Here is a 19200-nt window from a genome sequence, read left to right as displayed (position 1 = left end):
TCGAGCGGATGCCTCGGCCCGGCGCAGCGCGCCTGGCCGAGGCATCCGCTCCTCTCATCTACCGTGGGGGAGTGCGAAACGGCAGCTCGCGCGGTCCGCTCCGCGTCCTCGGCATCGACCCCGGCCTGACCCGCTGCGGCGTCGGAGTGGTCGACGTCGCCGCGGACCGGTCGGCGCAGCTCGTGCACGTCGGCGTCGTCCGCTCCGACACCGACGCCCCCATCGAGGAACGGCTCGCCGTCATCGCCGCAGGGCTGCGCGCCGTGCTCGACCGGCATTGTCCCGACGTGGTGGCCGTCGAGCGCGTGTTCGCGCAGCACAACCGCGCGACGGTGATGGGCACGGCGCAGGCCAGCGGCATCGCGCTGCTCGTCGCCGGCGAGCGAGGCATCCCTGCTGCGACCCACACGCCGTCCGAGGTCAAGGCGGCGATCACCGGCTACGGCAACGCCGACAAGCGCCAGGTGCAGACCATGGTGGCGCGCGTGCTCCGGCTCGACGAGCTGCCCAAGCCCGCCGACGCCGCCGACGCGCTGGCGCTCGCGCTGTGCCATGCCTGGCGCGGAGCCCCCGCCACCGCCGGGGCGAACGGCCCGCTCACTCCCGCGCAGCGCGCGTGGGCCGACGCCGAGCGCCTCGCCAGACGCTGAGCGCGCACCGAGCACGTCGGCGTGCGTGTCGCTCGAACAAACGTCCGAACCACCACGTAGGCTCGCAGCATGATCTCCTCAGTCCGCGGCACCGCCGTGCACGTCGATGCGGATTCGGTCGTCGTCGAGGTCGGGGGAGTCGGACTCCACGTCGCGGTCACTCCGCAGGTCGCGCGCACGACCCACCTCGGCGACACCGTGCTGCTGCACACCACCCTGATCGTCCGCGAAGACGCGCTGTCGCTGTTCGGCTTCGAGTCGCGTGAAGAGCTGACGGTGTTCGGGCAGCTGCTCGGCGTGACCGGCGTCGGGCCCAAGTCCGCCCTCGGCGTCCTCGCGACGCTGACGGTGCCCCAGATCGCCGACGCCGTCGCGGGCGATGACGACGCGCCGTTCCGCCGCGTGTCGGGCATCGGGCCCAAGACGGCCAAGCTCATCGTGGTGCAGCTCGCCGGAAAGATCGCCGTCACGCGCCCCGCAGGATCCGCCGGTGCGGATGCCGCGGCGTCGACCGCCGTGCCGGCCCAGGTCGTGCAGGCTCTCATCGGCCTCGGGTGGTCCGAGCGGGTGGCCGCCGAGGCCGTCGAGGCGGCGGCATCCGACGCACCCGACTCCGATCGCGGATCGGTGCCGGCCCTGCTCCGCCTGACGCTGGCGGCGCTCGGCCCCGCGCGGAAGGAGACGGTCGGTGGTTGACGTCCACGATGACGCCGAGCCCGTGGACGAGACCGAGCTCGCGATCGAGGGCGCTCTGCGCCCCACCTCGCTGTCGGAGTTCGTCGGTCAGCAGAAGGTGCGCGGCCAGATGCAGCTGCTGCTCGATGCCGCACGCATCCAGCAGCGGCCGGCCGATCACATCCTGCTGTCGGGTCCGCCCGGACTGGGCAAGACCACGCTCGCGATGATCGTCGCCCATGAGAGCGGGCGACCGCTGCGGCTGTCGAGCGGGCCGGCGATCCAGCACGCGGGCGACCTCGCCGCGCTGCTGTCGAGCCTCACGCCCGGCGAGGTGCTGTTCATCGACGAGATCCACCGCATGGCGCGGTCGGCCGAAGAGATGCTGTACCTCGCAATGGAGGACTTCCGGATCGACATCATGGTCGGCAAGGGGGCGGGCGCCACCAGCATCCCCCTCGATCTGGCCCCGTTCACGCTGGTGGGCGCGACGACCAGGTCCGGGCTCCTGCCCAACCCGCTGCGCGACCGGTTCGGCTTCACCGCGCACCTGGAGTACTACGAGCCCGAAGAGCTGGAGCGCGTCATCGAGCGCTCGGCCGTCATGCTCGGCGTGTCGCTCCCGCCCGCCGCGCGGGCCGAGATCGCCCGCCGCTCCCGCGGCACGCCCCGCATCGCGAACCGCCTGCTGCGCCGCGTGCGGGACTACCTCGTCGTGCACGGCCGCAAGGGCGCCGACATCGCCACCGTCGACGCCGCGCTCGACCTGTACGACGTCGACGCGATCGGGCTCGACCGACTCGACCGGGCGGTGCTCGACGCCGTGGTGCGGCGCTTCCGCGGCGGCCCGGTCGGCCTCAGCACGCTCGCCGTGGCGGTCGGCGAGGAGCCCGACACGATCGAATCGGTCGTCGAGCCCTACCTCGTCCGCATCGGCTTCATGGGGCGTACGCCGCGCGGCCGCATCGCCATGCCCGAGGCCTACGCGCATCTCGGCGTCGCGAGCGTCGAATCGGTGCTCGGATTCGATGACCTATAATCGCTGGAGGCTTTCGCCTACCCCCCTCCTGCAAGGCACCGCCGCCACGGCGCGTGCCTGACCCGAAAGGTGCCACCGGCTCCATGGACTTCGCTGCCTTCCTGAGCAACTACGGCCTCATCATCCTGCTGGTCGTGCTCCTCGTCTTCATGTTCTGGAGCTCCCGCCGCCGTATGCAGAAGCAGAAGGCCGAGCAGGAGGAGAAGGCACGCCAGACCGTGCCCGGCTCCGAGGTGCTCCTCCAGGGCGGCCTGTACGGCACGATCGTGTCGTACGACCCCGACAACCTGGACCAGCCGGCGATCGTCGAGCTCGCGCCCGGCGTCGAGATCAAGGTCCACAGCCAGGCCATCCTGCGCGTCGTGACGCCTGGGGCCGACTCGGTCTCCGAGGACGAGTACCTCGAGGCCGAAGAGAGCCACGCCGAGTACGCCGAGGGTGTGGCCAACGGCGACATCAGCTCGATCAGCGACGACGCCGCCAAGGCGAAGGACAAGGACGCCGACAAGGGCGACACCGGGTCCGGCACCAAGGCACAGGACTAAGGTCTGACCGTTCGCCCGTTCGGGCACCTCCAGAAAGCGAAGACGTGGCGACATCCACTCCCGTCCGGCATGCGTGGCGCGCGCTGACCGGCCTTCTCGCCATCGTGGCGATCCTCGTCGGAATCAACGCGCTCGGCGTCTACGCCTTCGGCAAGAGCTCGTGGCTCCCGTCGCTCGCGCTCGACCTGCAGGGCGGCACGCAGATCGTCCTCGAGGCGCAGACCGAGAACGGCGCCGACCCGTCGACCGAGCAGATGCAGCAGGCGGTCACGATCATCCGCCAGCGCGTCGACGCCTCGGGCGTCGGCGAGGCCGACGTGACCACGCAGTCCGGCAACCAGATCGTCGTGCAGATCCCCGGTCAGGCCGACGAAGAGACGCGCAACCGCATCGAGGCCTCGGCCCAGCTCCAGTTGCGCGCCGTGCTCTACACCGGCGCTCCCGCGAACACGTTCGTGGGAGACGACGGCAACGAGACGCCGTACCCGACGCCCGACCCGACGCTGCAGTCCACGCCCACGTCCTCGCCCACCAGCGGCAGTGACCCGGCCTGGATCACGCCTGCACTGTTCGCCGAGTTCCAGGCCTACGACTGCTCCGACCCGGCGAACGACCCGGCGAACGAGCCGAAGGACGAGCCGCTCATCACGTGTGAGGCCGACGGCTCGGTCAAGTACATCCTCGGCCCGGTCGAGCTCGACGGCTCGTCGATCGACGACGCCACGTTCGGTCTGCAGACGAACAACAACCAGTGGGCTGTCAACCTGCAGTTCGACGCCGACGGCACCACGACCTTCGGTGAGATCAGCAAGCGCCTCTACGGCGCCACCGCCCCCCTGAACCAGTTCGCGTTCGTGCTCGACGGCTACGTGCTGTCGGCTCCCTCGATGAACGCCCAGATCCTCGACGGCAAGCCGAGCATCACGGGCAACTTCACGCAGGAGAGCGCGAAGGTCCTCGCAGACCAGCTGAAGTACGGTGCGCTGCCGCTGAGCTTCACCGTTGTCAGCTCGGACTCGATCTCGGCGACGCTCGGCTCGCAGCAGCTGATGATCGGCCTCATCGCGGGCCTCATCGGTCTGGCGCTCGTCGCGCTGTACTCGCTGATCGTCTACCGCGCGCTCGGGTTCATCATCATCGCCTCGCTCGTGGTGATGGCGGTGCTGACGTACCTGACTCTGTGCATCCTGGCGTGGCGCATGGGCTTCCGCCTGTCGCTCGCCGGCGTCGCGGGCCTCATCGTGACGATCGGCTTCACCGCCGACTCGTTCATCGTCTACTTCGAACGAATCAGAGACGAGCTGCGCGACGGCAAGTCCATCACCGCCGCCGTCGAGGACGGCTGGGGTCGCGCCAAGCGGACGATCTACATCTCGAAGTCGATCAACATCCTCGCCGCCGTCGTGCTGTACATCCTCGCGGATGCCACGGTCAAGGGCTTCGCCTTCACCCTGGGTCTCACCACCGCGATCGACGTGCTGATCTTCATCCTGTTCACGCACCCGGTGCTGCAGCTGCTGGCTCGGACGAGGTTCTTCGGTTCAGGACACCCGCTGTCCGGTCTCGACCCGACCGCGCTCGGCGCCGTCTACCGTGGTCGCGCGCAGTTCCGCGATCCGGTGCTCACCACCGGCACCGCCGGCCGCCGCAACGCGAAGTCCCGCGGCGAGGCAGCCCGACGGCAGACGATCGCCGAGCGCAAGCAGGCGGAGCAGACAGCCGCCGAGAGCGGTAAACCCGTCACGACCGTCAAGGAAGGAGACGAGTGATGCGCTCCATGAACCAGCTCGGAAACGACCTCTACTCCGGAAAGACCTCGTTCCCCTTCGTCGGACGCCGGCGGCTGTGGTTCCTCATCGCCGCGATCCTCGTGGTCGCATCGGCGCTCGTCCCGGTGTTCCGTCCGATCCAGTTCTCGATCGAGTTCACCGGCGGCTCGCAGTTCACGGTGACCGGCCTCGAGGCGCCGATCGACCAGCTGACGGCCACCACGGCCGTGCAGTCGGTCGTCCCCGACGCCACGACCAAGGTCGCCACCGTCGGTGACACCGCGGTCCGCGTGCAGACCGACCAGCTCACCGATGCCCAGAGCCGCGAGGTGACGGTGGCGCTGGCCGACGCCTACAACGTGCCCGAGAGCGAGGTGAGCGCCTCGTTCATCGGCCCCAGCTGGGGTGCCGACGTCACGCGCCAGTCGCTGTGGGGTCTCGCGATCTTCCTGGCGCTGACCTTCCTGATCCTCGCGCTGTACTTCCGCACCTGGAAGATGTCGGTCTCGGCGATCATCGGCCTGGTCGACGTGCTCGTGATCACGATCGGCGTGTACGCGCTGTTCGGCTTCGAGATCTCGCCCGCCGCCGTGATCGGCTTCCTGACGATCCTGTCGTACGCGCTGTACGACACGACTGTCGTCTTCGACAAGATCCGTGAGAATACGAGCGAAGACGGCGAGGTGTCGGGCCGCACCTTCGGCGAGTCCGTCAACCTCGCGGTCAACCAGACGCTCGTGCGCTCGATCAACACGACTGTCGTCGCGATCCTCCCGACCGGTGCCATCCTGTTCATCGGCCTGGTCTGGGTGGGCGCGCAGACGCTCACCGACCTGTCGCTGGCGATCTTCGTGGGCACCATCGTCGCCGCATACTCGACGCTCTTCGTCGCGTCGCCGCTGTACTCGCTGCTGCGCGAGAACGAGCCGGCGATCAAGACGCGCGACCAGCGCGTGCTCGACGCACGCTCGCTGGCAGGCATCCCGGCGTGACGCCCCGCCTGGGCCGGATGATCCCGGCCCAGGCGTCCGCGGCCGGGGCGACCCGGCCGCGGGCGTAGGATTGTGGGATTCGCCGGAGGGGAGGGGTTCGCATGACCGAGACCATCCCGCCCGCCCAGTCCTCTTCGCTGCGCCGCCTCGTGCCGCGCATCTTCTCGCGCTCGGCGAGACGTGACGACGTCGAGCAGCTGCTGCGCACTGTTCGCACGCATCACCCCAAGGGCGACCTCTCGATCATCGAGCGCGCCTACTCGGTCGCCGAGCGTGCCCACTCGGGCCAGGCACGGCAGAGCGGCGAGCCGTACATCACGCACCCGCTGGCGGTCGCGCAGATCCTCGCAGACCTCGGCCTGGGTCCGCGGGCGATCGCCGCGGCGCTGCTGCACGACACCGTCGAAGACACCGACTACTCGCTCGACACGCTGACAGCCGAGTTCGGCGACGAGGTCGCGATGCTCGTCGACGGCGTCACCAAGCTCGACAAGGTCAAGTACGGCGAGAGCGCCCAGGCCGAGACGGTCCGCAAGATGATCGTCGCGATGTCGCGCGACATTCGCGTGCTGCTCATCAAGCTCGCCGACCGGCTGCATAACGCGCGCACGTGGGGCTTCGTGCCGCCCGAGAAGGCGCGCAAGAAGGCCACCGAGACGCTCGAGATCTACGCTCCGCTCGCCCATCGCCTCGGCATCCAGGCCATCAAGTCCGAGCTCGAGGACCTCTCGTTCGCCGTGCTGCAGCCCAAGCTGTACGCCGAGATCGACAGCCTGGTCAAGCAGCGCACCCCGCAGCGTGAGCAGTACGTGCAGAACGTCATCGACGCCGTCGACAGCGACCTGCGCGAGCTGCGCATCCGCGGCCGTGTCATGGGCCGGCCCAAGCAGCTGTACTCCGTCTACCAGAAGATGGTGGTGCGAGGCCGCGAGTTCGACGACATCTACGACCTGATCGGCATCCGCGTGCTCGTGGGCAGCGTCCGCGACTGCTACGCGGTGCTCGGGGCCATCCACGCGCGGTGGACGCCGCTGCCCGGTCGCTTCAAGGACTACATCGCGACCCCGAAGTTCAACCTCTACCAGTCGCTCCACACGACAGTGATCGGCCCCGGCGGCCGCACCGTAGAGATCCAGATCCGCACCCACGAGATGCACCAGCAGGCCGAGTACGGCGTTGCGGCGCACTGGAAGTACAAGGAGCGGATGAACGGCGGCAAGACGGACGCCAAGTCCGTCGACACCGACATGGCCTGGCTCGCACACATCTCGGACTGGCAGGCCGAGACCGCCGATCCGGGGGAGTTCCTCGATTCGCTCCGCTTCGAGATCGGGGCGAAAGAGGTCTACGTCTTCACGCCGAAGGGCCGGGTCATCGGACTGCCCGCCGGCGCCACCCCGGTGGACTTCGCGTACGCGGTGCACACCGAGGTGGGTCACCGCACGATGGGGGCCAAGGTCAACGGCCGCCTCGTGCCGCTGGAGTCCGAGCTCAAGAGCGGCGACGTGGTCGAGGTCTTCACGTCGAAGAACCCGGATGCCGGCCCCTCGCAGGACTGGCTCGGCTTCGTCAAGAGCACCCGCGCCCGCAACAAGATCCGCGGCTGGTTCACGAAGGAGCGGCGCGAAGAGGCGATCGAGCAGGGCAAAGAGTCGATCGCCCGCGCGATGCGGCGGCAGAACCTGCCCCTGCAACGGCTCATGAGCCAGGATTCGTTCTCGGAGGTCGCGCACCAGCTGCGCTACGAGGACGTCTCGGCGCTGTACGCCGCGGTCGGCGAAGGCCATGTGTCGACCCAGTCCGTGATCGAGAAGGTCACGGCGCTCGTTGCCGCCAACGACACCGCGACCGGCCCCATCGACCTTCCACCGGTCGGACGCACCCGTGCCCCGCGCGGCGGCGACTCGGGCGTCCTGGTGCGCGGCGCGCCCGACATCCTCGTCAAGCTCGCGAAGTGCTGCACGCCCGTCCCCGGCGACCAGATCGTCGGGTTCGTGACCCGCGGCAGCGGCGTGTCGGTGCATCGCACCGACTGCACGAACGTCGCCTCCCTCATGGAGGACCCGGACCGGATCATCGACGTCGAATGGGCGCCGACGACCAAGAGCGTCTTCCTCGTGCAGATCCAGGTCGAGGCCCTCGACCGTTCGGGGCTGCTGAGCGACGTCACCCGCGTGCTCAGCGAGCACCACGTCAACATCCTGTCGGCCACGGTCTCGACGACGAACGACCGCCTGGCGCTCAGCCGGTTCGTGTTCGAGATGGGCGACATCGTCCATCTCGACCGGGTGCTCAACGCGGTGCGGCGCATCGACGCCGTCTACGACGTCTACCGCGTCACGTCCTCCTGACCCGCCGCCTCGACGACGACGTCCGCGAGAAGCTCCAGCGCACGGTTCTTGTGCGGCAGGCTGCCGTCCCGCAGGCGCGCGATCGCCGGGGCGACGGCGCTCGGGTGCGCGACGGCCAGCAGCCGCGTCGCGCGGCCGTGCGCGGCATCCGTCGCCCTCGCGAGGTCGATGAGCGTCCTCACCGGCGTCGTCACGCGGACACCGCCCAGCAGTTCGAGGTCCTCGTCGGGCACGGCGGTGTCGCGGTAGCGCACGTGCCGATCGGGGACGACGTGCAGGCGTCGCGCCACGGCGCGCTGGACGGTGTGCCGGTCCGGCGGCTGGGGGAGTGCCCCGTGGATCCACGCGGCCGACAGGTGCGTCGCCGCCAGCGCCTCGCCGAGCACGCGCGCGAGGGATCCGGCGCGCAGCGCGGCGGTCTCGACCGCATCGGCCGGGATGTACGCATCGCCCAGTGCGACGAGGTGCCCGTCCAGGCACGCCGCCGTCAACTCTGCGCGTGAGAGCCGGTCGTCGGCGAAGTACAGGAACGGCGAAGCCATGCGTGAAGTGTGCCGCACCCTGTCAGACGAAGGGATGCCTCGCCCCGCCGCCTGTGGACAACCGAAAGGCCTCCGGTCGGCAGGACGCCGGCCGGAGGCCTCAGGTGCGGGGACGCGGACGGTCAGCCGCCGAGCGCCTTCAGCCAGGTCTTGCGGGCCTCGAGGGCGTCGGTCGCCTGCGCGATGGCCCGCTTGTCTCCGGACTTCTTCGCCGCCGCGAGTTCGTCCTCGAGCTTCTGGATGGCATCGGTGAGCTGCCGCGTCATGTCGTTGGCGCGGGCCTTCTGCTCGGGGTCGTTGCGCTTCCAGTCTGCGTCCTCGCGCGAGCGCAGGGCATTCTCGATACGGCGCAGCTCGTCGTCGAGGGAGCGCTCGGCCTCGCGCGGGAAGATGCGGCCGATCTCGTCCCACTGGCGCTGGATGCCGGTGAGGAGCGATCGCGCCTTGGCGATGTCGCGCTCGACGCCGACGGCCTTGGCCTCGTCCAGCAGCCCGCGCTTGGCCTCGATCTTCTCGCGGGACGCCTCGGCGTCGGCGGCCTCGCGCTCGACCCGCGCACCGTAGAGGGCGTCGCCGGCAGCCTTGAAACGCGCCCACAGGGCGTCGTCGACCTTCTTGCCGGCACGGCCGGCGGTCTTCCACTCGTCGAGCAGGTCGCGGTACGCGGGGATGCCGTCCTCGCCCTTGGGAGCGAGCGCCTCGGCCTTCTCGACCAGGCGCGTCTTGCGGTCGCGGACGCCCTTGTGCGCCTCGTCGAGTTCCGCGTAGAACGCACGGCGATGCTTGTCGACGGTGGCACGGGCGTCGCGGAATCGCTTCCAGAGCTGCTGGGCGGTCGACTTCGGCAGACGCGGGCCGTTCTGCTGCTGCGACTGCCACTGGTCGAAGAGGCCGTTGATCTCGGCCGTCGCCTGCTTCCACTGCACCGTGCGCGGGTCGCGCGCGGCGAGGGCCTCGGCCTTCTCCACCAGTTCGGTGCGGGCCTTCACGGCGTCGTCGACGGCCTCGCGCGCCGCGACGGCCTCGGTCTCGGTCTGCGCCGCGAGCGCCTCGGTCAGCGCCGCGACGCGGGCCACGAGGCTGGCGAGGTCGCCGACCGCCGCAGCGTCGACGAGCTTGCCGTTGATCGTGCGCGCCGTCGAGCGCAGGTCGGAGGCGGATGCCCCGCCGCGACGGTGGCGCACCTCGAGGAGGGTCACTTCACCGGCGAGATCGGCGTACTTGCGCTCGAAGTAGGCCAGTGCTTCTTCGGACGATCCGTCGGGGTACTGCCCCACGACGCGCCAGCCCTCGGCCTCGCGCACGGAGACGGTGCCGTCGTCGTCCACGCGGCCCCACGGCTCGTCCGAGCCGGCCTCAGGGGCGGGAGCGGAGTCCTCGACGACGATCTCGGTCACCTCGACGGCGACCACGTCGCCCTCGGCGTCTTCGACGACCTCGACGATCTCCACGACCTCGACGTCGACCACCTCGGCCTCAGGGGCCTCGGCGCCGGAGGCCTCGGGGGCCTCCGCCTCGGCGGTGGCGGCATCCGTCTCGACGGTCTCCTCGGCGACGGCTTCGTCGGCGGCGGGGTTCTCGGTGGGGGATGACGCAGTGTCGTTCTCGCCGTTCTCGGGAAGCTCGGCGGCGTCGGTCTCGGGCTGGGGGTCTGCTGCAGCAGTCACGGGATGCACCTCATCGCGGCTTGCGCCGTCTGTGGGAGTAGGACGGCTCACAGCCTAGTACGGCGGATGCCCCATCCCGGTGCTGTTGCGGGCGAGGACGCCGCGCCGATCAGGGCGTGGGCGTCGGCGTCGCGCTCGGTGCCGGCTCGCCGGTGCCGGTGGGCGTCGGGGTGGGCGTCGACGTGGAGGTCGGCTCGGGGGCCGGCGCGCCGGGTCCCGCGACGAAGTACGCCGTCTGGATGCCCACGATGCCGAGCACGAGGATGCCGCCCGCGATGCCTGCGACCAGGTTGTCGCGCGTGCGGCGGCGGGCCTGGTCGTCGTGGAACTGACGGCGGGCCTGATAGGTCCGCGCCCGATCACGTGCGGCACGTGCGTCTCGATCCTTGCCACCGCCGGCCACGGGGCCTCCTCTTGTCGTCGTCCCAAGGCGCGCCCCGGTCCACAGCCCCGGGGCGGGTTGATCCTACGGCCCGGCGGCACGGCGGCCAAACCGCGCCGGGCCTGCTGTCGTGCCCCCGGGATAGCCTGGAGCGGTGAGTATCCCCACGCCCTCTCCTCGTGCCGCCGGCGCGACACGCGGAGCCTCGGGGAGCGTGGGCCCGCCGACCGCGCTCTTCCAGGGGCTGACGCCGCTGGCCGTGCGCATGCGTCCCTCCTCCCTCGACGAGGTCGCGGGGCAGTCGCATCTGCTGCGGGCGGGGTCGCCGCTGGTGACACTGGCGAATCAGGATGCCGCGGCCCGCGCCGCGACCTCGGTCATCCTGTGGGGCCCGCCGGGCACCGGCAAGACGACGCTCGCGCAGGCGATCGCCCGCTCGTCAGGACGTCGCTTCGTGGAGCTGTCGGCCGTGACCGCCGGCGTCCGCGACGTGCGCGAGGTCATGCAAGAGGCGCTGACGCAGCGCGACCTGTACGGCCAGTCCACGATCCTGTTCCTGGACGAGATTCACCGCTTCACGAAGGCGCAGCAGGACGCGCTGCTCCCGGGCGTCGAGAACGGCTGGGTCGTGCTCATCGCCGCGACCACCGAGAACCCGTCGTTCTCGGTCATCTCGCCGCTGCTTTCGCGTTCGCTGCTGCTGACGCTCAAGCCCCTCACCGACGCCGACCTCGCGATGCTGCTCGATCGGGCCGTCACCGACGCGCGGGGCCTCGCCGGGTCCGTGAAGCTCGGCGACGACGCCCGCGACGCGCTGGTGCGCCTGGCCTCGGGCGATGCGCGCCGGGCCCTCACGGCGCTCGAGGCCGCGGCATCCCTCGCCACACCCGACGAAGCGGACGACGAGGGCGACGACACCGCCAGCGACGCGGACGACGCCGTCCCCGTGATCACGGCGGACCAGGTCGCGCAGGCCGTCGACCGGGCGCTGCTGCGCTACGACCGGCAGGGCGACGAGCATTACGACGTCATCAGCGCGTTCATCAAGTCGATCCGCGGATCCGACGTCGACGCCGCGATGCACTACCTCGCGCGCATGATCGAGGCGGGCGAGGACCCGCGCTTCATCGCCCGGCGCCTCATCATCTCGGCCGCCGAAGACATCGGCCTTGCCGACCCGCAGGCACTTCCGATCGCCGTGGCGGCGGCCGACGCGGTGCAGTTCATCGGCATGCCCGAGGGCCGCATCCCGCTCGCCGAGGCGACGGCCTATCTCGCCACCACGGCGAAGTCGAACGCGGCCTACCTCGCCATCGACGCCGCCATCGCGGATGTCCGCTCCGGCGGCTTCGGCCGCGTGCCGATGCACCTGCGCGACGCGCATTACCCGGGCGCCAAGCGGCTCGGCCACGGCAAGGGGTACGTGTACCCGCACGACTCCGAGATCGGCATCGCGCCGCAGCAGTACCTGCCCGACGAGCTGCGCGGACGCCGCTATTACGAACCGAAGGCGCTCGGCGCCGAGCGCGACGTCCAGGCCCGGCTGGAGAAGATCCGCCGCATCCTCGGCGGCCAGTGAGTACCTGAACATCGACTGACCGGGTCGAAAGCCCGTGTCTGGTAGGCTTGAGCGGCTCGAAACGCAGTTTTCGGGCATCCCCTCTCTTCTTGACCTACCTTCCGGCATGCCCCGGCGTGCAGTCCGGACAGGGCGAAGACAGGGCGATACGTCCGCGGGCCGTGAGAGACACGGCCGCGTCATCGAAAGGAACACTTCGTGGCAACGAAGTCCCAGGACCGCCGCAAGGTCCGTCTGTCCCGCGCTCTCGGCGTGGCCCTCACCCCGAAGGCCGCCAAGTACCTCGAGAAGCGCCCCTATGCTCCGGGTGAGCACGGCCGCACGAAGCGCAAGCAGGACAGCGACTACGCCGTCCGCCTCCGCGAGAAGCAGCGTCTGCGCGAGCAGTACGGCATCCGCGAGAAGCAGCTGCGCATCCAGTTCAACGAGGCCCGCCGCACCCAGGGCCTGACGGGTGAGAACCTCGTCGAGCAGCTCGAGATGCGTCTGGACGCGCTCGTCCTGCGCGCCGGCTTCGCCCGCACCACCGCGCAGGCGCGTCAGCTCGTCGTGCACCGCCACATCCTCGTGGACGGCCAGCTCGTCGACCGCCCGTCGTTCCGCGTGAAGCCGGGTCAGCTCATCCACGTCAAGGCCAAGAGCGAGGGCATCGAGCCCTTCCAGGTCGCAGCTCTCGGTGGTCACGCCGAGGTCCTGCCGCCCGTTCCGGGCTACCTCGAGGTCGAGCTCGACAAGCTCCAGGCCCGTCTCGTGCGTCGCCCCAAGCGCGCCGAGGTCCCCGTGGTCTGCGACGTCCAGCTCGTCGTCGAGTACTACGCAGCTCGCTGAGCAGCAATCCATGAAGGGCGTCGGGGTCACCCGACGCCCTTCGTCGTTTCCCCTTACGATGGAGGGATGCCGCGCCCCGGCGGCCCGCGAGGAAGTGGTGACATGAAGAACCTGGTGTGGTTCCTGCTCGGCATCGCCGGAGGATTCGTCGTGGCGCACTTCATGAACAAAGACCCGCGCGGCCACGAGATCCTCGCCGATGTCGACGCGCGCATCACCGAGTTCACCGACCGCATCGGCGACGCGTACCGCGAGCAGGAGGCCCGGTTCGCCGGCATCGTCGACGACGTCCGGGATGCCGCGGCCGAGGCCGCCGGCACCGCCAAGGACGCGGCATCCACCGCCGCCGACGCGGTCGTCGACGCCGCGAAGAGCGCGGCAGACAAGCTCACCGACTGAACCGCGCGCACCCGCTCACCGGCATCGCCGGAGAGTCGGCGTGCCGCCCGACACGCATCCGCACGCACGAGCAAGGACCCGCATGAAGACCGCTGAGATCGCGCAGCGCTACCTCGACTACTTCGAGAAGAACGGCCACACCATCGTCCCCTCGGCGTCGCTGGTGACCGACGACCCCGCGCTGCTGTTCACCGTGGCCGGCATGGTCCCGTTCATCCCGTACCTGTCGGGCGACGTGCCGGCTCCGTATGCGCGTGCGGCCGACAACCAGAAGTGCATCCGCACCAACGACATCGAAGAGGTCGGCAAGACGCCGCGCCACGGCACGTTCTTCCAGATGCTCGGAAACTGGTCGTTCGGCGACTACTTCAAAGAGGGCGCGATCCGCTACGCGTGGGATCTGCTCACCGGCTCCGAGGCGGACGGCGGACTCGGCTTCGACCCGAAGGACCTGTGGGTCACCGTCTACGAAGAGGACGACGAGGCGCACGACCTCTGGCTGCGGCTCACGGACCTCCCGGCCGAGCGCATCCAGCGCCTGGGCAAGGACACGAACTACTGGAGCACGGGCCTGCCGGGCCCTGCCGGCCCTTGCTCGGAGATCTTCTTCGACCGCGGCCCCGCCTACGGCATCGACGGCGGACCGGCGACCGACGACGACCGCTACGTCGAGATCTGGAACCTCGTGTTCATGCAGTACGAGATCACGAACGTGCGCTCGAAGTACGACTTCGACATCGTCGGGGAGCTCCCCAACAAGAACATCGACACCGGCATGGGCCTGGAGCGCATCGCGTTCATCAAGCAGGGCGTCGACAACATGTACGAGACCGACCAGGTGCGCCCGGTGCTCGACAAGGCCGTGGAGCTCTCGGGCCGCACGTACGGCGCGAACCACGAGGACGACGTCCGCTTCCGCGTGGTGGCCGACCACGTCCGCTCGTCGCTCATGCTGATGTCGGACGGCGTGACGCCCTCCAACGACGGCCGCGGCTACATCCTGCGTCGCCTCATGCGTCGCGCGATCCGCTCGATGCGCCTGCTGGGCGTCGACGGGCCGACGTTCGAGGTGCTGTTCACGGCATCCCGTGACGCCATGAAGGGCGCGTACCCCGTCGTCGAGACCGACTGGGCCCGCATCTCGCAGTACGCGCTGGCCGAGGAGGCCACGTTCCTGCGCACCCTCGCGGCGGGGGAGTCGATCCTCGAGGAGTCCCTCGTCGAGACCAAGTCCTCCGGCGGCACCACGATCGCCGGCGCCGAGGCGTTCCTGCTGCACGACACGTACGGGTTCCCGATCGATCTGACGCTGGAGATCGCCGAAGAGGCGGGCCTCTCGGTCGACCGCGCAGCGTTCGACACGCTCATGCAGGAGCAGCGCGCCCGCGCCAAGGCCGATGCCCGCGCCCGCAAGCGCCAGCTCGCCGACACCAGCGTCTACCGCGACCTGCGTGCGCTCGGCGAGACCGGGTTCACCGGCTACAGCGACCTCGAGACCGAGTCGCGCGTGCTGGGCATCCTCGTCGACGGCGTGTCGGTCGACCGTGCCGCCACGGGCCAGATCGCCGAGGTGATCCTCGCCGAGACCGCGCTGTACGCCGAGTCCGGCGGCCAGGTCGCCGACAAGGGCGTCATCGTGGGCCCGGGCTACGAGCTCGAAGTGCTCGACGTGCAGAAGCCCGTGCCCGGCCTCATCAGCCACACCGTCGAGGTGTCCTCCGGCGAGGTCGGTGTGGGTCAGCCCGCGACGTCGGTGGTGGATGCCGCCAACCGTCGTGCCGCCCGCCAGGCCCACTCCGCCACGCACCTCGTGCACGCCGCGCTGCGCGACACGCTGGGCAAGACGGCGACGCAGGCGGGCTCCCTCAACCGCGCCGGGTACATGCGCTTCGACTTCTCGTGGGGCCAGGCGCTCTCGGACGACACCAAGAGCGAGATCGAAGAGATCGCCAACAACGCGGTGCGCGACAACCTCGAGGTGACCACGCGCGTGCTGCCGCTCGACGAGGCCAAGTCCCTCGGCGCGATGGCGCTGTTCGGCGAGAAGTACGGCGACACCGTGCGCATGGTCGATATCGGCGGCCCCTGGTCGCGCGAGCTCTGCGCCGGCACGCATGTGTCGACCAGTGCCGAGATCGGCCTCATCAACCTGGTCGGCGAGTCGTCGGTCGGCGCCTCCAACCGTCGCGTCGAGGCGCTCGTGGGCCTGGACGCGTTCCGGTCGCTGGCGGCCGAGCGTGCGCTGGTGTCGCAGCTGACGTCGTCGCTCAAGGCGCCGCGCGAGCAGCTGCCCGCGCGCATCGCAGAGCTCCAGGCGAACCTCAAGGCGGCCGAGAAGAAGATCGCCGCGTTCGAGGCGAAGGCTCTCGGCGACCGTCTGCCCGCGCTGGCTGCCGCAGCCACCCGCGTCGGCGACACACTCGTCGTGGCAGAGCCGCTCGGCTCGGCGGCATCGGCGGACGACGTGCGCTCGCTCGCCCTGCAGGTGCGCGAGCGTTTGGGCTCCGACGCCGCCGTGGTGGCGCTGGGCGCGGTCGTGAACGAGCGTCCGGTCGTGATCGTGGCCACCAACGACGCCGCACGCGCTGCGGGCGCGAAGGCGGGCGTGCTCGCCAAGACCGCGGCGGGCGTGCTCGGCGGCGGCGGCGGCGGACGCGACGATGTCGCGCAGGGCGGTGGAACGGATTCCGCGGCCCTGCCGGCCGCGCTGACCGCGGTGAAGGACGCCCTCGGCGCGTGACGGGCTTCAGACGCGGCACCCGGCTCGGCATCGACGTGGGCAAGGCCCGGGTCGGGGTCGCGAAGTGCGACCCCGACGGCCTGCTCGCGACCCCCGTCGAGACGGTTCCCCGCGACGACGGCTCGGTGGCGCGGATCACCGCGCTGGCCGGGGAGCATTCCGCATTCGAGCTGTACGTCGGCCTGCCGTTGAACCTCCGCGGCGAAGACACACCGTCGACCCAGGACGCGCGCGACTTCGCCGCCGCGCTGGCTTCTGCGACAGGGCTGGGCGTGCGCCTCGTCGACGAGCGGCTGTCGACGGTGTCGGCACACGCGGCGCTGCGCAGTTCGGGCAGATCCCAGCGATCGTCGCGTAGCATCGTTGACCAGGTCGCCGCGGTGGTGCTGCTCCAGCAGGCACTCGATGTCGAGAAGAGCACCGGCCGCCCGCCCGGAATCCCCGTCCCCCAGGAGCCCGCCTGATGCCCGACTCATCGCCCGACGGCGAAGCAGCACCCCTGTCGCGCCGCGCCGCCCGCGAGGCCGCGGCACGAGCGGCGGCGACGGGCGCCACGCCCACGGCGCCGGCGGCACCCGCTCCCGCACCGCAGCCACCGGCCCCGCAGGCCGCCGCACCCGCCCCCTCCTGGGAGGCACTGATCACCGGCTCGACACCGGTCGTCGGGAGCGGTCCCATCTCTGCCGTGCCGGTCGCGCCGATCGCCGCCGTCGTACCCCCCGCACCCGCTGACGAGGCCCCCGCAGAGCCCGTGCCGGGAAGCGGCTTCCAGCCCGTGCCGCTGCGCGCGCCGCGCCCGACCCGCAGCGACGCCGACTCGACGCCCGAGAACGACCCGTGGCTGTTCTCTGCTGACTCCGCGCCGGCCATGCCCTACAGTCGTGGCAACACCGGCGCGAACGCGACGGTGACCGCCACGGCGACCCGGACGGCGACGCTGCCGGACGTGACGCCCGAACCGACCCCGCAGCGCCCCGCCTCGGCGACGCTCGACGATCTGTTCAGCGGTTCGACCTCGACAGAGGACATCGGACACGTGCCACCGCCCAAGAACAAGAAGCGCCGCCGCATCGGCGGGTGGATCGCGCTCGGGGTCGTGCTGCTCATCCTCGGCGGCATCGGCGGCGGCGCGTACTACGTGTGGAGCACGTACGAAGACAAGATCCGCGAGGTCATGGGCTGGGAAGAGCCCAAGGACTACGAGGCCGGCCTCGCCAACGGCGAGACGACGATCACGATCTCGTCGGGCGACACGGGGCAGCCGATCTCGGAGGCGCTGCACGACGCCGGCGTCACGAAGACCTCCGACGCGTTCTACGACTACCTCATCAAAACGGGCCAGAACCCGAACTTCCAGCCCGGCGTCTACAAGCTGCAGAAGCAGATGACGAGCGAAGCCGCCCTCGCGGCGCTGATGGATCCCGCGAACCGCGAAGAGAACACCGCGCAGATCCCCGAGGGCTTCACCGTCGACGGCACGCTGGAGCGCATCGCCGAGGGCACCGGCATCCCGCTGGCCGATCTGCAGGCCGCCGCCGCCGATCCCGCCGCATACGGCATCACTGTGGATCCGGCCATCGCCGCAGCCGGCGGGCAGCCGCTGGAAGGCTGGCTGTTCCCGGCGACCTACACGTTCGATCCCGGGGTGACCGCGCAGTCGGCGATCCAGACGCTCGTGGACCGCACCGTCCAATCGCTCGACGATGCCGGCGTGCCGGCCGACCAGCGCCAGCGCGTGCTGACCGTGGCGTCGATCATCCAGCGCGAGGCGCGCTTCGAAGCCGACTTCTACAAGGTCGCGCGGGTCATCGAGAACCGCCTCCTGCCCGACAACCAGGAGACGTTCGGCAAGCTGCAGATGGACTCGACGGCCCAGTACGGCTACGGCGAGCTGCACGACGGCACAGCGAGCACGTCGGACGAGGCGCAGAACGACCCGAACCCGTGGAACACGTACTACGTGACGGGACTGCCGGTCGGCCCGATCGCCAACCCCGGCGACGTGGCCATCGATGCCGCCATGCACCCCGCCGAGGGCCCGTGGCTCTACTTCGTGACCGTCAACATGGACACGGGCCAGACCGAGTTCACCACGACCTACAAAGAGCACCTCAAGTTCGTCGATCAGATGCGGCAGTGGTGCTCCGAACACCCGGATTCGGGGTGCTGACGCGGCAGGCGACGCGGCTTGAGGTGTGGGGAGACCCCATCTCGCACAGTCGCTCGCCGCAGCTGCACGCGGCCGCGTACGAGGTCCTGGGACTGGACTGGGCCTATGGCCGGCGCCGCGTCGACGAGGCATCGTTCGCCGATGAGCTCGCCGGCCTGGACGAGACCTGGCGCGGGCTGTCGCTCACGATGCCGCTCAAGGGCGTCGCATTCGCCGCCGCCGCGAGCCGCGATCGCCGGGCCGAGCTCACCGGCGCCGTCAACACGCTGCTGCTGGGCGCGGACGGGCCCCACGGCTTCAACACCGATGTCGGCGGCATCGTGCGCGCCCTCGCCGACGACGGCGTCACCGCCGTGCCGCGGGCGCGGATCGTCGGAGCCGGCGCGACGGCGACGTCGGCAGTCGTGGCGCTCGGCGAGCTCGGCGCGACCGACGTCGAGGTGATCGCGCGGCGGCCCGAGGCCGTCGAGCCGCTCGCCTCACTGGGCGCCCGCCTGGGCATCGAGGTCACGGCCGCGCCGTTCGCGGCATCCGGATCCCACGACGTGCCCCTCACGATCGCGACGCTGCCCGGCGACGCGGCGGTGACGGATGCCGCCGCCGACGCGCTCGCGCAGACCGGCGGGCTGCTGCTGGATGTCGTGTACGGACACTGGCCGACTGCCCTGTCAGGCGCATGGGAGCGCGCGGGCGGCACGGCCAGGTCGGGGCTCGGGATGCTGCTGCACCAGGCGGTGCTGCAGATCCGGATCTTCCGGCACGGCGACCCCGACACCCCGCTGGCGGCCGAGAACGACGTGCTCGGTGCGATGCGTCGTGTGCTCGAAGCGTCGGCCGCGGCGTAACCGGCCCCCGCGGCGTGGGAGACTGGA

17 protein-coding genes are annotated in these 19200 nt (G+C 70.6%); 14 read left to right on the top strand and 3 right to left on the bottom strand.

Annotated elements, in window-relative coordinates; all coding sequences use genetic code 11:
- The first annotated feature begins 71 nt into the window (after window positions 1-71).
- The 7 genes from ruvC (at window position 72) to ABEA46_RS04830 (ending at window position 8021) form a co-directional block, all read left to right on the top strand.
- Complete coding sequence (gene ruvC / locus ABEA46_RS04860; RefSeq protein WP_345543240.1) at window positions 72-650, top strand: crossover junction endodeoxyribonuclease RuvC; 579 nt, start codon at window positions 72-74, stop codon at window positions 648-650.
- 69 nt (window positions 651-719) lie between these two features.
- Window positions 720-1346: a Holliday junction branch migration protein RuvA gene (gene ruvA / locus ABEA46_RS04855; RefSeq protein ID WP_345543239.1), complete on the top strand. Its 627-nt coding sequence runs from the start codon at window positions 720-722 to the stop codon at window positions 1344-1346.
- A complete protein-coding gene (ruvB, locus tag ABEA46_RS04850) occupies window positions 1339-2364 on the top strand; it encodes a Holliday junction branch migration DNA helicase RuvB (RefSeq protein WP_345543238.1) in 1026 nt (341 codons plus the stop codon). The genes ruvA and ruvB overlap by 8 nt, the downstream gene beginning before the upstream one ends.
- Window positions 2365-2447: 83 nt before the next feature.
- Window positions 2448-2909, top strand: coding sequence for a preprotein translocase subunit YajC (locus ABEA46_RS04845; protein ID WP_345543237.1), 462 nt, complete (start codon window positions 2448-2450; stop codon window positions 2907-2909).
- Between the two features lie 44 nt (window positions 2910-2953).
- Window positions 2954-4678, top strand: a complete 1725-nt coding sequence (gene secD, locus ABEA46_RS04840; protein WP_345543236.1) for a protein translocase subunit SecD — start codon at window positions 2954-2956, stop codon at window positions 4676-4678.
- A complete protein-coding gene (gene secF, locus ABEA46_RS04835; RefSeq protein WP_345543235.1) occupies window positions 4678-5670 on the top strand; it encodes a protein translocase subunit SecF in 993 nt (330 codons plus the stop codon). Before secD ends, secF begins: the two co-directional genes overlap by 1 nt.
- Before the next feature lie 101 nt (window positions 5671-5771).
- Complete coding sequence (locus tag ABEA46_RS04830; RefSeq protein WP_345543234.1) at window positions 5772-8021, top strand: RelA/SpoT family protein; 2250 nt, start codon at window positions 5772-5774, stop codon at window positions 8019-8021.
- Here the strand turns inward: ABEA46_RS04830 and ABEA46_RS04825 are convergent.
- The 3 genes from ABEA46_RS04825 to ABEA46_RS04815 all read right to left on the bottom strand — a co-directional run bounded on the left by ABEA46_RS04825 (window position 8000) and on the right by ABEA46_RS04815 (window position 10633).
- A complete protein-coding gene (locus ABEA46_RS04825; RefSeq protein WP_345543233.1) occupies window positions 8000-8563 on the bottom strand; it encodes a type IV toxin-antitoxin system AbiEi family antitoxin in 564 nt (187 codons plus the stop codon). The two genes, ABEA46_RS04830 and ABEA46_RS04825, sit on opposite strands and share 22 nt — an antisense overlap.
- Window positions 8564-8685: 122 nt before the next feature.
- Complete coding sequence (locus tag ABEA46_RS04820) at window positions 8686-10230, bottom strand: DUF349 domain-containing protein (RefSeq protein WP_345543232.1); 1545 nt, start codon at window positions 10228-10230, stop codon at window positions 8686-8688.
- A gap of 109 nt (window positions 10231-10339) precedes the next feature.
- Complete coding sequence (locus ABEA46_RS04815; RefSeq protein WP_345543231.1) at window positions 10340-10633, bottom strand: dioxygenase; 294 nt, start codon at window positions 10631-10633, stop codon at window positions 10340-10342.
- Window positions 10634-10877: 244 nt separating this feature from the next.
- On the opposite strand from ABEA46_RS04815, the gene ABEA46_RS04810 reads away from it, so the two are divergent.
- The 7 genes from ABEA46_RS04810 to ABEA46_RS04780 all read left to right on the top strand — a co-directional run bounded on the left by ABEA46_RS04810 (window position 10878) and on the right by ABEA46_RS04780 (window position 19173).
- Window positions 10878-12191 (top strand): replication-associated recombination protein A, encoded by a 1314-nt coding sequence (locus tag ABEA46_RS04810; RefSeq protein ID WP_345543791.1) that lies wholly within the window; start codon window positions 10878-10880, stop codon window positions 12189-12191.
- Window positions 12192-12389: 198 nt separating this feature from the next.
- A complete protein-coding gene (gene rpsD / locus ABEA46_RS04805) occupies window positions 12390-13019 on the top strand; it encodes a 30S ribosomal protein S4 (protein ID WP_018170803.1) in 630 nt (209 codons plus the stop codon).
- 102 nt (window positions 13020-13121) lie between these two features.
- Complete coding sequence (locus ABEA46_RS04800; protein ID WP_345543230.1) at window positions 13122-13418, top strand: ATPase; 297 nt, start codon at window positions 13122-13124, stop codon at window positions 13416-13418.
- An 82-nt stretch (window positions 13419-13500) separates the two neighbouring features.
- Window positions 13501-16158: an alanine--tRNA ligase gene (gene alaS, locus ABEA46_RS04795; protein ID WP_345543229.1), complete on the top strand. Its 2658-nt coding sequence runs from the start codon at window positions 13501-13503 to the stop codon at window positions 16156-16158.
- The gene (ruvX, locus tag ABEA46_RS04790; protein WP_345543228.1) at window positions 16155-16622 is read left to right on the top strand and encodes a Holliday junction resolvase RuvX; all 468 of its coding nucleotides are present in this window, start codon (window positions 16155-16157) and stop codon (window positions 16620-16622) included. The genes alaS and ruvX overlap by 4 nt, the downstream gene beginning before the upstream one ends.
- On the top strand, window positions 16622-18328 hold the full coding sequence (gene mltG, locus ABEA46_RS04785; protein WP_345543227.1) for an endolytic transglycosylase MltG: 1707 nt from the start codon (window positions 16622-16624) through the stop codon (window positions 18326-18328). The genes ruvX and mltG overlap by 1 nt, the downstream gene beginning before the upstream one ends.
- Window positions 18295-19173, top strand: a complete 879-nt coding sequence (locus ABEA46_RS04780; RefSeq protein ID WP_345543226.1) for a shikimate dehydrogenase family protein — start codon at window positions 18295-18297, stop codon at window positions 19171-19173. The genes mltG and ABEA46_RS04780 overlap by 34 nt, the downstream gene beginning before the upstream one ends.
- Window positions 19174-19200 lie beyond the last annotated feature (27 nt).

It is taken from the genome of Microbacterium jejuense (genome assembly GCF_039544225.1).
GTDB lineage: Bacteria > Actinomycetota > Actinomycetes > Actinomycetales > Microbacteriaceae > Microbacterium > Microbacterium jejuense.
This window is presented reverse-complemented; position numbering and strand designations above follow the sequence as displayed.

Excerpts from the sequence above, each read along its gene's own strand:
- ruvA (WP_345543239.1), top strand. The coding sequence starts at position 720 with ATGATCTCCTCAGTCCGCGGCACCGCCGTGCACGTCGATGCGGATTCG.
- ABEA46_RS04810 (WP_345543791.1), top strand. The coding sequence starts at position 10,878 with ATGCGTCCCTCCTCCCTCGACGAGGTCGCGGGGCAGTCGCATCTGCTG.
- ABEA46_RS04825 (WP_345543233.1), bottom strand. The coding sequence starts at position 8,563 with ATGGCTTCGCCGTTCCTGTACTTCGCCGACGACCGGCTCTCACGCGCA.
- mltG (WP_345543227.1), top strand. The coding sequence starts at position 16,622 with ATGCCCGACTCATCGCCCGACGGCGAAGCAGCACCCCTGTCGCGCCGC.
- ABEA46_RS04800 (WP_345543230.1), top strand. The coding sequence starts at position 13,122 with ATGAAGAACCTGGTGTGGTTCCTGCTCGGCATCGCCGGAGGATTCGTC.
- alaS (WP_345543229.1), top strand. The coding sequence starts at position 13,501 with ATGAAGACCGCTGAGATCGCGCAGCGCTACCTCGACTACTTCGAGAAG.
- secF (WP_345543235.1), top strand. The coding sequence starts at position 4,678 with ATGCGCTCCATGAACCAGCTCGGAAACGACCTCTACTCCGGAAAGACC.
- ABEA46_RS04830 (WP_345543234.1), top strand. The coding sequence starts at position 5,772 with ATGACCGAGACCATCCCGCCCGCCCAGTCCTCTTCGCTGCGCCGCCTC.
- ABEA46_RS04845 (WP_345543237.1), top strand. The coding sequence starts at position 2,448 with ATGGACTTCGCTGCCTTCCTGAGCAACTACGGCCTCATCATCCTGCTG.